9 protein-coding genes and 1 pseudogene are annotated in these 15,868 nt (G+C 58.7%); 7 read left to right on the top strand and 3 right to left on the bottom strand.

Going from position 1 to position 15,868, the window contains the following annotated elements:
- A pseudogene (locus AYJ54_RS26140) lies at window positions 1-2,767 on the top strand (hypothetical protein); the annotation flags it as partial.
- Window positions 2,768-2,794: 27 nt separating this feature from the next.
- Window positions 2,795-4,675, top strand: coding sequence for a caspase family protein (locus AYJ54_RS26135; RefSeq protein ID WP_063703349.1), 1,881 nt, complete (start codon window positions 2,795-2,797; stop codon window positions 4,673-4,675).
- Window positions 4,676-4,680: 5 nt separating this feature from the next.
- Here the strand turns inward: AYJ54_RS26135 and AYJ54_RS26130 are convergent, their stop codons facing one another.
- Window positions 4,681-6,105, bottom strand: coding sequence for an HlyD family type I secretion periplasmic adaptor subunit (locus AYJ54_RS26130; RefSeq protein WP_063703347.1), 1,425 nt, complete (start codon window positions 6,103-6,105; stop codon window positions 4,681-4,683).
- 252 nt (window positions 6,106-6,357) lie between these two features.
- Here AYJ54_RS26130 and AYJ54_RS26125 point away from each other — a divergent pair, with 252 nt between their 5' ends.
- Both AYJ54_RS26125 and AYJ54_RS26120 read left to right on the top strand, forming a co-directional pair.
- A complete protein-coding gene (locus AYJ54_RS26125) occupies window positions 6,358-8,499 on the top strand; it encodes a type I secretion system permease/ATPase (RefSeq protein ID WP_063703345.1) in 2,142 nt (713 codons plus the stop codon).
- Window positions 8,500-8,632: 133 nt separating this feature from the next.
- Window positions 8,633-9,028: an H-NS histone family protein gene (locus tag AYJ54_RS26120; protein ID WP_063703343.1), complete on the top strand. Its 396-nt coding sequence runs from the start codon at window positions 8,633-8,635 to the stop codon at window positions 9,026-9,028.
- A 756-nt stretch (window positions 9,029-9,784) separates the two neighbouring features.
- On the opposite strand, the gene AYJ54_RS26115 is transcribed toward AYJ54_RS26120, so the two are convergent.
- A complete protein-coding gene (locus AYJ54_RS26115) occupies window positions 9,785-10,240 on the bottom strand; it encodes a hypothetical protein (protein WP_063703341.1) in 456 nt (151 codons plus the stop codon).
- A 611-nt stretch (window positions 10,241-10,851) separates the two neighbouring features.
- Here AYJ54_RS26115 and AYJ54_RS53760 point away from each other — a divergent pair.
- Window positions 10,852-12,555 (top strand): hypothetical protein, encoded by a 1,704-nt coding sequence (locus AYJ54_RS53760; RefSeq protein ID WP_347337231.1) that lies wholly within the window; start codon window positions 10,852-10,854, stop codon window positions 12,553-12,555.
- Between the two features lie 1,023 nt (window positions 12,556-13,578).
- Here the strand turns inward: AYJ54_RS53760 and AYJ54_RS26105 are convergent.
- Complete coding sequence (locus AYJ54_RS26105) at window positions 13,579-13,860, bottom strand: hypothetical protein (protein WP_245329127.1); 282 nt, start codon at window positions 13,858-13,860, stop codon at window positions 13,579-13,581.
- A 447-nt stretch (window positions 13,861-14,307) separates the two neighbouring features.
- Here AYJ54_RS26105 and AYJ54_RS26100 point away from each other — a divergent pair, with 447 nt between their 5' ends.
- Together AYJ54_RS26100 and AYJ54_RS26095 are read left to right on the top strand one after the other, a co-directional pair.
- On the top strand, window positions 14,308-15,129 hold the full coding sequence (locus AYJ54_RS26100) for a helix-turn-helix domain-containing protein (RefSeq protein WP_063703340.1): 822 nt from the start codon (window positions 14,308-14,310) through the stop codon (window positions 15,127-15,129).
- A gap of 70 nt (window positions 15,130-15,199) precedes the next feature.
- A complete protein-coding gene (locus AYJ54_RS26095) occupies window positions 15,200-15,865 on the top strand; it encodes a DsbA family oxidoreductase (protein ID WP_063703338.1) in 666 nt (221 codons plus the stop codon).
- Window positions 15,866-15,868 lie beyond the last annotated feature (3 nt).

Raw genomic sequence — 15,868 nt, 5'->3', positions numbered from 1 at the left:
GGTGACCAACCCCTCTGGGACGTTGCAGATCGACACCACGACGCCGACGGTATCGTCGGTGGCGGCCTCGGGCAGCGGGATCACCTCGGGGAATGGCAATCTGAATGCCGGCGACGTGGTGACGCTGACGGTGAACCTGAGTTCTGCGGTGACGGTGGCTGGCGGCACGCCGACGCTGACGCTGAACGACGGCGGCACAGCGACCTATACCGGCGGCTCGGGCACCAATGCCCTGATCTTCAGCTACACGGTGGCGGCCGGCCAGAACACCTCCGACCTCGCGGTGACGGCGGTCAACCTGAACGCGGCGACGGTGAAGGACAGTGCCGGCAACGCCGCCAACCTGGCCGGCGCGGTGACCAACCCGTCCGGCACGCTGCAGATCGACACCACGACGCCGACGGTATCGTCGGTGGCGTCCTCGGGCACCGGGATCACCTCGGGGAATGGCATTCTGAATGCCGGCGATGTGGTGACGCTGATAGTGAACCTGAGCGAGGCGGTGACGGTGGCCGGCGGCACGCCGACGCTGGCACTCAACAACGGCGGCACGGCAACCTATACCGGCGGCTCGGGCACCAGCGCCCTGACCTTCAGCTACACGGTCGCGGCCGGCCAGAACACCTCCGACCTCGCGGTGACAGCCCTCAACCTGAACGCGGCGACGGTGAAGGACAGCGCCGGCAACACCGCCAACCTGGCCGGCGCGGTGACCAACCCCTCCGGGACGCTGCAGATCGACACCACGGCGCCGACGGTATCGTCGGTGGCGGCGTCGGGCACCGGGATCACCTCGGGGAACGGCATCATTGGTGTCGGCAGCGTGGTGACGCTGACGGTGAACCTGAGCGAGGCGGTGACGGTGGCCGGCGGCACGCCGACGCTCACGCTGAACGACGGCGGCACGGCAACCTATGCCGGCGGCTCGGGCACCAATGCCCTGACCTTCAGCTACACGGTGGCGGCTGGCCAGAACACCTCCGACCTGGCGGTGACGGCGGTCAACCTGAATGCGGCGACGGTGAAGGACAGCGCCGGCAACGCTGCCAACCTGGCCGGCGCGGTGACCAACCCCTCCGGCACGCTACAGATCAACACTGCTGCGCCGACGGGGTCCAGTCCTGCCATCACGCTCGAGTCGGTAGGGTCCACCAGCTTGGTTCTTATCGACAAAAACTACTATCTGAACTCCATCAGCACCGATAGCGGGCTCGTTCTGACGTATTTGGGCTCCAAGGTGGTGGCGGGCGCAGCGGCGCCGTGGACCCCGATCGCCGCGGAGCAGACTGCAACCGGCTATGACGTTGCGTGGAAGGACTCGAAGGGTAACTTCTCGATTTGGACCACCGACAGCAATGGTAAGTTCACGTCCTATCTCACCGGCGTGGTGTCCGGCACAAGCACGGCGCTGGAGGCGCTAGAAGCCACCTTCCACCAGGATTTGAACGGCGACGGGACGATCGGAGTCGTCCAATCCGTGATCGAGGCGATAGGAACGACCGCACTGGTCGCATCGGGAGACAACTATCTCCTCAATCCGGTCGCCGGCGGCACGGGACCGACGCTGAAATATCATGGGGCTGCGGTGACAACCGGCCAGTTCGGCGACTATACGCCGCTTGGCGTCGAGGCTGTCTCGAACGGCTATGAGGTGGCCTGGAAGAACACATCCACGGGCCAGTATTCGGTGTGGAGCACGGACGCGAACGGCAACTACACCGGCAATTTCTATATGCCGGGGCCGGGCAACAGCACTGCGTTTGAAACGCTGGAAACTAGCTTCCACCAGGATTTGAATGGCGACGGGACGATCGGAGTCGTCCAATCCGTGATCGAGGCGATAGGAACGACCGCACTGGTCGCATCGGGAGACAACTATCTCCTCAATCCGGTCGCCGGCGGCACGGGACCGACGCTGAAGTATCAGGGGGCAACGGTGACAGCCGGCCAGTTTGGCGACTATACGCCGATTGGCGTCGAAGCTGTCTCGAACGGCTACGAGGTGGCCTGGAAGAATACGACCACGGGCCAATATTCGGTGTGGAGTACGGACGCGAACGGCAACTACACCGGCAACTTCTACATGCCGGGACGAGGCAATGATGCTGCGTTCGGAGCGCTGGAGGCAAGCTTTCATCAAGACCTGAACGGCGACGGAATTATCGTCTTGTCCGGTACAGGGACCACGGTCAGCAAGAATTCTCTGGTGATCGGGAACGGCGCGAGCGTCGAGATCACGGGGGCCTATTCTGGATCGATCAGGTTCGCGGGAGCGACGGGTACGCTCATCATCGACGATTCATCGACGTTCACAGGCTCTTTCCGCGGGCAGCTTGCGATTGGCGACATTATCGACCTTACCGACATAGCCGGGGGAGCCAACGCATCGTTGACCTATTCCGGCAACGGATCGCCCGGAACATTGACGGTTACCGACGGTACGCATACCGCCAATCTCGCTATGCTCGGCAACTATTCGCTTGGTAACTTCATTGCGTCGAGTGACGGTAACGGCGGGACGTCCATCGCCGATCCGCCCTTGCCAGGCCAGTCTGCCGATAGTCCTTCCAATGAGGCGGAAGAGAGTTCGAGCGCCTGGATGGCTGCTGTAGATCAACGGCTGGCTCTGTGGACTCAACACATGGCATCGGCCTTCGCAACGCCGGCGATTGATAACAGCCTCAAGTCCGCGCCCGAGTTTGGCGGATCGCCTCCGAATTTGACGATGCCGCATCAAGCTGCTCAGTCCAATCAGCATTGGGGATAGAAATTCGGTTCATGACCGGCGCAATTTATGATGGGATCGACGATCAGAGTAGTTTGCTGCCTTATTGTGCTGTTCGCGTTCATCTTTCCGGCAGACGCTTCTTCTTCGGCCGAGAAGCGTCTTGCCCTTGTTGTCGGCAATGCGTCCTACAGGGCTCAGAAGCTTGAGATCGCAGCCAACGATGCCGGGTTCATTGCCGGCAAGTTGCGGACGGCGGGATTTGAGGTCACCCAGACGAGAGATCTGGATAGTGAGAGCCTCAAGCGAACTTTTTCTGATTTTGTAGGGAAGGTGAGGGATGCCGGCCCTGATGCGGTTGCCGTTGTGTATTTCAGCGGTTATGCGCTGCAACTTCAGGGAGAGAATTACCTGCTGCCGGTCGACGTCGATACTGACGTTGCAGACGTTTCAGATCTGCCCCGGCTCGCTGTGCGCGTTTCTGACTTGACCCGTGCACTTTCGCCGCTACAGGGCGGTCTCATCATTCTGGATGCGGCACGTAGAAATCCCTTCTTGCTCTCGGGACAGCCACCGGCCGCCGGGCTCGCATGGCTTGAGACTTGGCCCAACGTCCTCGTCGCATTCAATGCGGCGCCAGGGATGGTCTCGCCTGATTCCAAGAACGACGGCGGCTATGGCTCCTACGCCCAGGCCATTGCGGAGATGATGGGTGAGGAGAATGTCACGCTGACAGATGCCTTTGTGCGTGTCCGCATACGCGTCAACGAGATGACGCGCGGGGAGCAGATACCCTGGCATAACTCGGGGATCGGATCGCAGCTCGCGTTATTTGGGCGCGTGGCTGGTACGCTGAAGCGATCGGAATCTCAGGATATCGGCCGGTTGCGCTCGCGACCGATGTCGGGTCTTTCCGCGCAAGATGGTTACTTCGCGGCGATCCAGCGCGATACACTTGATTCCTACGCAGACTATCTGGCCGACCATTGGCGCGATCCGACGGCAACGCGCATTCGTGCCCTTCTGGCGGTCCGCCGCGAGATGCTTGTCTGGCAGCGGACCTGCCGAGCAGGTGTGCCGGAGGCTTTCTGGTCATATCTGGAGCGTTATCCTGAGGGACCGCACGCTGGGGAAGCGCGCCGCATTCTGCAGAAACTCGGGGCTTCGGCCGTTCCACCACCTGCGTTCAAGAAATTGGAGTACGACATTCCCTCTCCTCTGCCGGGCGAGGCGGCCTATCTCGTCAGTCCGTCGTTTGGATTCGAGCCTCCGCCACCAACACCTGCTGGCCTCCTGGGGCCCGTAGTGGAATCCACACGTACGCCCTCCGCCCCCCAAGAAAACGTCCACCAGGCCTTGGCATCTGGGACGCGAGGAACTGCTGTCCAAAGCAATTCCTCGATGGGGAAGGCGACAATCGTCGACGAAATCGAAAATGCTTCGCCCCCATCGCAACGCTCGAACGCAAAGCAGATTGGGTCGCCGAATTCGGAGGGAAGCGTTGCAAAGGCATCTGCTGCTGTGCCGCCAACGGTTGGGATGCCCTATTGGGCCTATGCGGATGTGGCGTCCGCACCACCCAATGCCTATTTGACCAACGGCTCGGTGTCTCGATTTCCTGAATGGGCAATGTTCGGTCTGTTGTCGCCATCGAGCGATCCCGCCTTCACTGGGGCGGTTGTCCCTCCTGCCTCGAGCGATGCCAATGGCCTGCCAGACCAGGAGGCAAACATGTCTCTGACCGCACTTCGTCCTTCTTTGTCTGAGCCTCAAACGCAGCTGTCGGCGACGCCACCCGTTCGGATTCCGTTGCCGGTCGCCCGCCGAACGGCACTTGCTCCACTCCAAGGGATGCCCAAGCGGCCGTTGCTGTCCCGTCAATCACAGCCAACGTCGAGTCTTCGTCAAGCTGTCCCGCCCAACCGCCAAGCCGTCCCGCCGAACAGATGAATGCGTCAGCGTTCGCGCATGCTCTCCTGTTTGTATTTCATCAGGGGCGATAGCAAATAACTGATCAGCCTTCGCGAGCCTGTTTTGATCTCGGCGGTGACTGCCATTCCCGGCGAGAGGCTGACAATCCTATCATCAATCTGAAGATGCGGGTTCAAAACGGCAATGCGTGCCACGTAGGTCATTTCCTGACCCTTCGGTTCGCTCGTTGTGGCCGTGGACCCTGGCCCCTGCCCAGTCGATTTTTCGCCGGGAATATCACGCGTGACGGAGTCAGAGGAGATGCTTAGTACCTTTCCATGCAGAAGGCCGTATCTTGTGAAGTCGAAGGTGTCGACCTTGATTTCGACCTCATCACCGGTGTGAACGAAACCGATGTCCCGATTGTTCACCGCGGCCTCTATCTCCAATTTGCTATCAAGAGGAACGATGATCATGAGCGCCTGCGCGGGTGTCACCACGCCGCCAATCGTATGAACGGCCAACTGCTGAACCGTGCCGGAGACCGGTGCGGTTAGCGACTGAAGTTTGGCTCGCTGTTCGGCCTTTGAAAGATCGGCTGCGAATCCCGCGGCCTTCCTCTCAGCTTCAGCGAGGTCACCCAGCAAAGTTCGACGGTATTCGGCCTTTGTCTGGGAACGCGTTTCCAATATGGTCGTGATCGCCGCTTGCATTTCCGCGGCATGACTCTTCTGGACCAGGCGCTCTTGCTGGCTCTCGGTCAGCTGCTGCAACACCTCGAAATATTGTAGCCTGGATCCGAACTCATTGAGAGTCTTGCGAATGTTTACGCGTTCCTCAATTGTCGGAATGACTGCATCAAGCTTATTAATCGTCGCAGAAATGGTCGCCAGTGCGGCTTCCTTTTGCGCCCTCTGGCCGTCCAGCGACGCTATTTTGGCCCGATGCTCGGCGACCTGCGCGATCAGAAACTGACGCTGCATGGCGATTAAATCGGGATTGGCAGTGTCCGGCGGTTGAAAGGCGCCTAGAGGGTCATCCGTATCAGCCAGCGCCGCTCTCAAGCGGGCAATGTCGAGTTGTGCTGATCGCAGGTCACTTTGAAGATGGTTGATTTCACCATCGTTGATGGTCGGGTCTAGTTCGATCAGTGTCTGACCTGAAGTGACGAATTGGCCTTCAGAGACACGAATGGAGCGCACAACGCCCGTTTCAAATGGCTGAATAACCTTGCTACGGCCGGTTGGAATGACCTTCCCGGTGGCAGTCGCAACGATATCTACTCGGCCGAAACTTGCCCATGCAAGGCCGAGGACCAACATCGCGAGAATCGTTGCCCCTATGGCACGTCCAAGTGGCGAGGGAGGGGTCTCAACGATCTCCAGGGCCGCCGGCAGGAATTCAAGCTCTTCGGTCGAGCGCGGCTTGGGCAGCGTCGGGAATGGCACAATTCTCGAGGTCGATTTCATTGCCCGCGTAATCCAATGAATCTATTATATAATTTCTGCAGATTTCGACAGTCCGCAGGCGCCGCCAACCTTCCAACGGAGCGATCACTCCAAGAATAACAGCTTGGCTTCTATTATTTCAGCCGATTGAGGATATTTTTTGAATAATGGGCGCCAAATCACCGCCCGAAAATCGCTATAAGTTTACCAATAAGAAATATGATCCAATAGGCGGGCGCCGAATGGCGGCGCGGCTTGCCAATAGGGCAAAGAATGACCGTGGATTCGGACGTGCCTGGACCAAGTGATCCGGGGCTCATAGCACTGGCCATGCTCCTGCGCTTTCATGGCGTTAGTGCAGACCCGGCGCAAATACGGCATCATTGCGGCATGGCGAACATCGGCACCGCTGAAATGGTACGGTGCGCACGGGAGTTTGGCCTCAAAGCCCGCGAGTTGAAAACAGACTGGGGGCGGCTGCTCAAAACACCCCTGCCTGCTATCGCTGCGCTCAAGGACGGCGGATTTCTTCTTCTCGGCAAGGTAGGCGACGACAAGGTCGTAGCTCAGTCGACACGAACGCCCCGCCCAGAATTGATGACCAGGGCGGACTTGGAAGCAATCTGGGATGGACGTCTTGTTCTGATGACCAAACGCGCCAGCTTAACTGAGCTGACGCGCCGTTTCGATTTGTCCTGGTTTCTTGGCGCAATTCATAAATACCGAGCTCAATTTGTTGAGGTGCTGGTCGGATCTTTTTTGCTGCAGCTTCTCGGTCTTGCATCACCTCTGTTCTTTCAGGCCGTCATCGACAAGGTGTTGGTACAGCGAAGTCTCAGCACATTGGATGTGCTAGCAATCGGTCTTATCGGAATAGGGCTGTTCGAAACTATTCTCGGTATCTTGCGCACGTACCTCTTTTCCCATGCTACCAACCGTATCGATGTCGAACTTGGCGCGAGGCTGTTTCAGCACCTGCTTGCGCTGCCGACCGCATATTTCCAGGTCAGGCGGGTAGGCGATTCGGTTGCGCGGGTTCGTGAACTTGAGAACATTCGAAACTTTCTCACCAGCTCCGCACTGACGCTGGTTATTGATCTCTTCTTCACCTTTGTTTTTCTCGGCGTGATGATTTGCTATTCGCCGCTATTGACCGGAATCGTCCTCGCCGGATTCCCATTGTACATTGCAATTTCTGCCGGAGCGACGCCGCGATTTCGTCAACTGCTCGACGAGAAGTTCAAGCGCGGTGCCGAAAACCAGGCCTTTCTGGTGGAATGCGTCAACGGTGTCGACACTCTGAAGGCAATGGCAATTGAGCCTCAGATGCAAAGACGCTGGGAGGAGCAGTTGGCCGGGTACGTAGCCGCGAGCTTTAGGGTTCTTCGGCTTGGCAACTATGCAAGCAACAGTGTTCAATTCGTCAACAAGCTCGTGACGGCCGGGATTCTTTATTTCGGAGCTCGCTTGGTAATTTCGGGCGACCTAACGGTCGGCGAACTTGTTGCGTTCAACATCCTGGCGAGCCGGGTAAGCCAGCCCGTGCTGCGTCTGGTACAGATATGGCAGGATTTCCATCAGGCGCAGATATCGGTCGATCGTCTCGGCGACATTCTCAACACGCCTCCCGAACCTAGATTCAATCCCGCCCGAACGGCATTGCCTGCGATTAGAGGCGACGTGATCTTTGATCGGGTGCTTTTTCGATACCGCCCCGATGGACCTGAAGTGCTTCATGCCGTCAGCTTTAGCGTTTCTGCCGGCCAGGTGATCGGTATCGTCGGTCCGTCCGGCTCAGGGAAGAGCACAATAGCAAAGCTGATCCAGAGGCTCTTTATCCCCGAGAGCGGCCGGATACTGATCGATGGTGTTGATATATCCATGGTCGACACGTCCTGGTTGCGTCGACAGGTTGGTGCCGTGTTGCAGGAGAGCGTTCTCTTCAACCAGTCCATTCGCGACAATATCGCGCTATCGGATCCCAGTATGCCGATTGAACGAGTCGTCGAGGCCGCGAAACTCGCAGGCGCTCACGAGTTCATCCTTGAGCTCCAGGAAGGCTATGACACGGTCGTTGGGGAACGTGGCACCAGTCTGTCGGGTGGGCAGCGCCAGCGAATAGCTATCGCCCGTGCACTTGTAACCAACCCCCGAATTCTAATATTTGACGAAGCAACAAGCGCGCTGGACTACGAAAGCGAGCGTATCATCCAGGACAACATGCGCCGTATTGCGCAGGGACGGACGGTATTCATCATCGCCCATCGTCTTTCCACTGTGCGGCGCGCAAACAGAATATTTACCATCGATCGTGGCCGTTTGGTGGAAGATGGAACCCATGAAGAATTGATCAAGAGCGGAGGTCGCTATGCTGCTCTCCATCGCATGCAGGCAGACATTCAGGAGGTCTTTTAGCGGAGTGCGCCAAGTGCCACAGCAATCCACTGAATGGGGTAATCCCCACAAATCCTTGCGGTACCGCGCGAAATGCGGCATGACATCATGCGCTGTCCGTGCAGCACGCGATTCCAAGATTGAGACGACCTAGATGAACCACAAGTTGAATTTCGATAGTATGTCGGTCGACGAGTTGTGGCAGTTGCATGAGGAAATCGGTCGAGTTCTATCTGCACGTTTGACGACAGAAAAACGTGAGTTGGAGAAGCGTCTCGCTCAGCTGCACCGCGAGGATGATGCGCGTCAGGCCGAAATGCAGTCCTCTTCGGGCTTGGTGCGGCGGCGCCGCAAATATCCCGAAGTGTTGCCGAAATATCGCAATCCGACCACTACCGAAACTTGGTCCGGGCGGGGAAAACAGCCGCGCTGGTTGGTTGCGGCCCTCAAGACGGGGCGCAGGATCGAGGAATTCGCAATCGCCCAGTCCGGGACGGGCAAGCGGAAACCTGGCGAGCGCCGTCAAAAGGGGCATGCCTCTCGAGCTTGAGAGATCTCCGGCCGAATATCGGGATGAGGTCGTTCCGGATGCCGAAGTGCCATCTTCGAGCATTTTTGACCAAAGCGCTTAGGCTTTTCAGCGGCCGATCGATTCATCTGCCCTAGCGTGAGCCCGAAGGACCAGTACTCTAGAAGATATCGGATCGGCTGTTGGCATTTGGTGCGCTTTACGATCGCCCTGCCTGGTCCACACCTGCGAGAACCGGTAGGTGTAGAAGCCGGTTCCCGGTGGGATTGTGAGTCGACTTGCTCAGCGGCTGACTACAGCGTTACCTAGTGCGGCAAGGAGGTCCTCGGTTGAAGGCCCGATCGATGGCGAGGAGGGAAAGCCGCGAAGTCTGCGTCCGCACTCGGCAATTCTAATCGTCTGCCTTAGCTTGACCAGTTCAAGGTAACTGTTGGTAAGTTCTTGCTCAGTCATCTTCCCACGGTTTCCCTGAGCGGCTCGAGCGGGTCTGCCCATGACTTCTCCTATAGAATAAGTATATTTGATCCCGGGCAGTATTTACGTCTTCGTTTCAAGAACAGCCGTATCGTAGAGGCGCGAGCGCCCAAGACCGGTACTATAAAACCAAAATGTAACCATCACCATTATATGTCCCGATCTGACGCAGTCAACGGGACGCCGCGTTTGCGACGCAAAATCCGGGGCAGTGGGGTCACCAGCGAAAGATGGCGCTTTCTAGTGAGATGCCGATGACATGGGCTGCCAAAATCAAGGTGGCCAAGCTTGCGTCATGCCGAATTAAATCTCAGCACTGAACATCTCGAGATTAAATAGGCAGTCTCTCAGATTCCTCCAGTCCGGCAACCGCTCCGGTGGGATGCCGATGATCTCGCCATCGCTAACGTTCGATCGGACGTGGAAGCGATCGACGTACGCGCCGCCGAGGTCATTGGAGAGGAACTCTTCAACCTGAGCGGCCCACGCCTGTGCGTGCGAACGGGACGCCTCGGCATCCTTTGCAGGATCGCGAAGTCTCGCCAATAGAAGCCGTCCTTCATCGATAAAGCGACCGAGTCTTTCACGGGTACGCGCAACTTCCGAGGCGATCGCCCGCGCCTGCTGACGGTGTGAATATCTGGCCGCGGGGACGCTGCCAAAGCTCAGCAGGCTTCGCGTGGCCTCCAGCGGGAAGTGGACCACGATCAGTACCACGGTCGCGATCAAGACTTCGGCTGCGGAGGAAAGAACGTCCATGCACTATCCCAAATGAGCAGTTTCGGCGCCGGGTGCGGCAGAGTTGGAGCCCGCGCTATAATTGATACAAAGATATCGGCTTCCACGGGCTCGGCGAAAAATCGAAAGCGGTTGGTGTGACGCGGTTTATTAATTATTTCTTTAATTTAAATAGCGCTGGAATAAAATCTGTATTATATCGCCAATTTATTGCATTTATATTTGAGGGCGGGCGATGAAGCTTTTTGAGGCTCGGGAGCTGGTCGAAATGAAAGACGAATGCACTCGAGAATGCCGCAGCTGTCGTCGGCGAATGAAATTGCTTCACACATTCGTCGATCTGAATTCCGTTGTCTTCTTTCACATGTTCGAATGCACCTGTGGCGAGCGTACGTGGGACAATTAGGGGCGCGCTTGGAGCATGAGCAAGCGCCCTCGGCGGCCGTGTACCCTCAAGGCGTTCAGGACAGTATTTTCAAAAGATCGCGCGATAATGGCGATGCCCGTCGCCAAGCTGACCCCAATACATGAAATTATGGAACACTTGTTCGCGGCGAGCGCGCCTTGTCGGGAGATTTCTCAACCGCTTTAATGTTCGCAATCGCTCGAAGAGCGCCAACAGAAGGTTGGAGATGCCGGACATAAATCCAGTCGATTGGAACGTCGAAGAATTCAGACGCTTGCTCGATGAACCCCTCAGGTCGACGAGGGAGACCGCATTGCCTTATGAGGTATTCCACCTCGCTTCAGACGACCGTCGGCAGCGCTTGACCGCCATAGACGATCCCTTCCTTCCGGAAGAGACTGGCGAACAGACGCCGTTGCCTCCGACCGCAGATAACGATCCGGCACGCGATCGATCTATCGTTGAAGTGCAATCACCAGCTGGGTTGAACCTGGAACCGGGAGGGAAATCAGAAGGAGCCGTTCAAGATCAGGCTCTTCATTCGACAAAGGCCGTTCTTGTCCTCAACATTGAGATGGCTTCGAAGGCCAAAGTCGACATCGCGACGGAAAGGGCGACCTCAACTCAGGTCGACATTGCGAACGTCCCGTCTGAGCCGGTTGATGTCGATTTGATGATGGTAGGTGAGGCGACGGTTGCGTCGCCAGGAGGAAGTCTGCCGGGCGACGCCGAAAGGAGGCACGCGCCGCGGGATGAAGTGCGTGGCGCGTTCCTCGGTGAGCCCTCCGCATTGGGCGATGTCCCGGTTTCCTACATGCCGATGTTCACGGTACGACATCCGCAGCCTTGCAAGGCGGAAAGCGGAACTTCATCCCAAATTGCGATGAGTGATGGATCGCCGATCCCGCCTTCCGATAAGCAGCCGTCGCCTGAGAACAATGAAACATCCGACCAACCCAGTGTCGAAGTTCACGTTCCGACAGATTTTGACCTCGAGCCCGAGACGAGTGTGGCTTCCCTGGGAGCCGATCAGGCGCTCCTAATCGCGATTTCTGTACTCGATGCGAGGGCGGCTCCGGCAACCGGAAATGACGCCGCGAGCGAAACGCTCAATTCGCCGGAACCCGAGGCGGCGGAGCTAAGCGTTGCCGCGTTTGCGCCGGATGACGCAAGCCTAACGAGAACAGTTGAGATAGCCGAAGCTCCTGACTGCGGCCTGGAGGCCGTCGACACCTCGACAGCTTCGACTCCGATCGCGAGCGTTAATTTCGTGCCCTCCCTCGAAGCAAATGCCGCCAAATTGGCTTCTCTGAATTTGCGTCATCTGACTCCGGATGACCGCCCGCCTTTGCGGTCGGATCAGCCTTTCGTTGAGGGCGAAACTGCCAACGCCAAGCTCGCACTGCGTTCCGAACCGACAATTCAATGTGCCAGCCAAGCGCAAGCGCCAGAAGTGGTGACCGTCGACGGGAAGTTGTCGGCGATGACTGGCAGGAACCAGCTGCCCCCGGGATCAGTTTTTGCGGACCCACAGCCGGCCTCGGCCCCGCCAATCGGAAAAGCGACCGAGGATGCGCAGACCGTGATTGTCGAGCTCAAGCCTGACCGAGCGCGTCAAGCTACGGCCAGGGCGTCTTCAACGAGTCTTCGCAACATCGATGACCGAAAGGGCTCTGCCACACTTGCATTCAGCCCGAAGTCGCCTCTGCTCAAGGCCATTGTTGAACCTGACATTTGGACGGCTCCAGTTGATCGAGAACGTGCGATTGCTTTGCGGTGGGCGTTGAGAGACATTCGAGCCAATCGATTGGCAATGTTACCAATTGATCCACTCACGCTTCAGACGCTTGTCGAACTGAATCTCGTCGAGGTATCGGATGGGAAACCTATCCTGACGAGCGCGGGCCTTGACGCGGTTGCTTCGACCTGAACGCGAGTGCCCTTCTATTTCCCCCTTCCTGACCTTTAACTGCGGGGCTGGTTTGTGAACGGCCGTTCAAGAGGAGGCGAGGTTTCCGGTTTGCCCGTGTCTGGCCAGAGCGAAAATTAACCGAGAGTTGCCGCTTAGCCTCCTGGCCGCCCGTCTCGAAGTCCGCAAATCTACGGACCTCTTAATCATTCTCACCAACATCAAGCTTAATCCGCGAGTTCATTTGCTTACGCGGCCTGTCCGCGTATCTTCGGTGCGGTCGCAGGGGCTACGTCTGAGCACTGGCTGTCAGGGCCTAGCGTGCGTGTTGCACGATCGCATTTGGTGCGATCGCTTTATCGGTTTGATCATAGGAATCCTTTCGATGAATAGTTTGCTGAAGAAATCGAGCGCATCAGAAGCCCCTTCAAGCCAGGAGGACCTGGAATTGCGATATCGTGAGGTGCGGTGTCTTCGGCGACAGGTCTCTCAGCTCGAGACGTCGCGATGTGCGACGGTCCCGCGAGCGACGCCGACGCTCAGGCGCTCCGCCAAGAGGCGAACGCTTCACTAATGGAGGTGAGATATTCATAGGGGCGGGTGACCCTTGGCCCTTGTCGACCCTCGAACACAGCAAGACATTCACGAGCCGCCCCCCAGCGGGGGGCGCCTTGGTGAATCGCTCGGCTGTGCGTTCATCAGCGCGATGTCGTGATCAGCGATAGGAGTCGCGGCCTGGTTGTGCGTCTGGCTCCGCATCATCCGAGAGGAAGTGGGTCATTTAGGGCTTCGACGCAATCTTTGCGACCTGCCACCGCATGGTGACGTTTTTGGAAACTGGACCATCTGGCGGGGAAATCGAGAGGAGCGATGGCATTCCCCACGGAGGGAGCTGATCGAACTCCTCTTTGCTGATCCGGTGTCTTCTCCCTCGAATGGGATTCCGGCAAGGGGGGCGTCTCGGCTTGCGGAGAGTTGATTGCCGCGACCGGGCGCTCGCGAAGCGTGCTGCGAAACCGTAAGCGGAAATACCGTTCGGTGCTCTCAGTTTGCGCGCCGCGTACGCGACCATCTGATGTTTCGAGACACCGCCCGATCGTAAGCCTCAAGGGCCGCATCGGTGGCTAACTTAATCATCTGTCGGTACGCGGCATCGTTTACCTGAGTGAAGCTGCTGCGAATAGCTCTGGTCAGCTCCTCCTCCGTCACCGCCGAGCGCCTTGACACTGTTTGTCCAGTGAGATGGCAAAACAGATTGAGACGATACACGTCAGCCGCAACTTGCCAGGCCCAGTCTTCGAGATCCAGTTGTTCAACCATCGCCATCCAGAACTGCACGGCGGAAGGGAAAACCGCGCGCGGCGGAGACCAGCTAACCCATGTGGGTCAGGGATAGAACCAACCCTCGTTAGAAATCTGCTTAGCCCCCCGTCCTGGTAGAGTCTCCTTTGAAAGTACGCAGCAAACGACCAATCGCGCGGGCCGGCGGCCGGTGGAGCGCGAGCTCGACGTGCAGTCGACGATCACCGCGCGGCCGGGATGGCGGTTACGGGTCATTGTTTCGAAGGACCTGGTGTTGAAGCCTCACCAGGCCGTTAAGACAATGGCGAAGAGCAGGTGAGAGGTGAAGCTTGCGGAGCTGCCCGATCGGACGTCGATCAAAATGAACGCTGTATTCGCGCCGAGCCTCGCGAGGCGGCTGCGCCAGTCTGCCAATATCCATTACCTTCGGGGTAATGGAAGGGGTGAAGGCCGCGTGCTAGGTATTCGACCATGAACGCACATGCATCCACGGCCCGCACCGAACGAAGCCAGCCGATCCATATCGGCGATCACTTGCGCGACTGGCGGCAGCGTCGCCGCATGAGCCAGCTCGATCTCGCAGGCGACGCCGAGATCTCGGCGCGGCATTTGAGCTTCGTCGAGACTGGCCGCGCCGTTCCCTCGCGCGAGATGGTGCTGAAACTCGCCGAGCGTCTCGATGTGCCCTTGCGCGAACGCAACGTGCTGCTGGTCGCGGCCGGCTACGCGCCGGCCTTCCCGCAGCGCTCGCTGGAGGATCCCGCCTTGAAATCAGCCCGCCAGGCGATCGACCTCGTGCTCAGAGCGCATGAACCCAATCCCGCGCTCGCGGTGGACCGGCACTGGAACCTGGTGTCCGCCAACCGCATGGTAGCGCCGCTGCTCGATGGCATCCCGCAGCGGCTGCTCGGCCAGCCCTTCAACGTGCTGCGGCTCGCCTTTCATCCCGAGGCGCTGGCGCCGCGCACGGTCAATCTCGCAGAGTGGTGTGGGCATCTTCTGGAGCGGTTGCACCGGCAATGCGAGGCGACCGCCGATCCCGAATTGATCAAGCTGTACAACGATCTGAAGAGCTACCCGATTCCGGCACGCTCGGGGCCACTGTCGAGCGACAATGTCGCGATCCCGTTCAAGCTGCGCCACGAGGGCGAGATACTAAGTTTCTTCTCCACCACCATGGTGTTTGGCACGCCGGTCGACATCACCCTGTCGGAGCTGGCTTTGGAAACCTTGTTCCCGGCGGACGAGCGCACCGCCGAGAGGCTCAAGCAGATGGCAGCAGGTATGACCTAGCGCCCTTGCCTCGGGGCGGGTTCGGCTTATCTTCGGGCAAACCCGTAAACGCCCGAAGGAGGCGCCTGATATGAGCACGCTGAAACCGCTCCAGATCGACGTCGTCTCCGACGTGGTGTGCCCGTGGTGCTACATCGGCAAGCATCGGATCGAGAGCGCGCTCGCGCTCGTTCCGGACGTGCCCGTCAAGCTCACGTTCCGTCCGTTCTTCCTCAATCCCTGGGTGCCGCGCGAGGGCATCAGCCGCGAGGATTATCTCACCACCAAGTTCGGCTCGGTGGAGGCCTACAAAGGCATTGCCGGCCGCGTCGTCGCGGCGGCAAGCGAAGAGGGTCTCATTTACCGGCCAGAACTGGTGCAGCGCCAGCCCAACACGATCGACTGCCATCGCCTGATCCTGTGGGCGGAGGCGGTCGGCAAGGCGCCGGAGATGAAGCAGCGCCTGATGGAGCTTTATTTCCGCGACGGCGGCGATCTCACTGATGTGAACGTGCTGGTGCAGGCCGCGGCCGATGTCGGGCTTGATGCCGATGACGTGCGCCGGCGCCTTGCCGCCGACGAGGACGTCGCGCGCGTCTCAGCGGACGCGCAGGAAGCCGCCGGCAAGGGCATCTCCGGGGTGCCGACCTACGTTTTCGCGCAGAAATACGCCGTCTCCGGCGCGCAGGATCCGAACCTGCTTGCGCGCGCCATCCGCCAGGTGTCGGCGGAGATCAACGCGCAGGCGGCGGAATAACTC

The sequence above is a fragment of the Bradyrhizobium centrolobii genome, from assembly GCF_001641635.1.
GTDB lineage: Bacteria > Pseudomonadota > Alphaproteobacteria > Rhizobiales > Xanthobacteraceae > Bradyrhizobium > Bradyrhizobium centrolobii.
This window is presented reverse-complemented; position numbering and strand designations above follow the sequence as displayed.

Bases quoted from the DNA above. Each gene is read 5' to 3' on its own strand.
- AYJ54_RS26095 (WP_063703338.1), top strand. From the start codon at position 15,200: ATGAGCACGCTGAAACCGCTCCAGATCGACGTCGTCTCCGACGTGGTG.
- AYJ54_RS26130 (WP_063703347.1), bottom strand. From the start codon at position 6,105: ATGAAATCGACCTCGAGAATTGTGCCATTCCCGACGCTGCCCAAGCCG.
- AYJ54_RS26115 (WP_063703341.1), bottom strand. From the start codon at position 10,240: ATGGACGTTCTTTCCTCCGCAGCCGAAGTCTTGATCGCGACCGTGGTA.
- AYJ54_RS26100 (WP_063703340.1), top strand. From the start codon at position 14,308: ATGAACGCACATGCATCCACGGCCCGCACCGAACGAAGCCAGCCGATC.
- AYJ54_RS26135 (WP_063703349.1), top strand. From the start codon at position 2,795: ATGATGGGATCGACGATCAGAGTAGTTTGCTGCCTTATTGTGCTGTTC.
- AYJ54_RS26105 (WP_245329127.1), bottom strand. From the start codon at position 13,860: ATGGCGATGGTTGAACAACTGGATCTCGAAGACTGGGCCTGGCAAGTT.
- AYJ54_RS26120 (WP_063703343.1), top strand. From the start codon at position 8,633: ATGAACCACAAGTTGAATTTCGATAGTATGTCGGTCGACGAGTTGTGG.
- AYJ54_RS53760 (WP_347337231.1), top strand. From the start codon at position 10,852: ATGCCGGACATAAATCCAGTCGATTGGAACGTCGAAGAATTCAGACGC.
- AYJ54_RS26125 (WP_063703345.1), top strand. From the start codon at position 6,358: ATGACCGTGGATTCGGACGTGCCTGGACCAAGTGATCCGGGGCTCATA.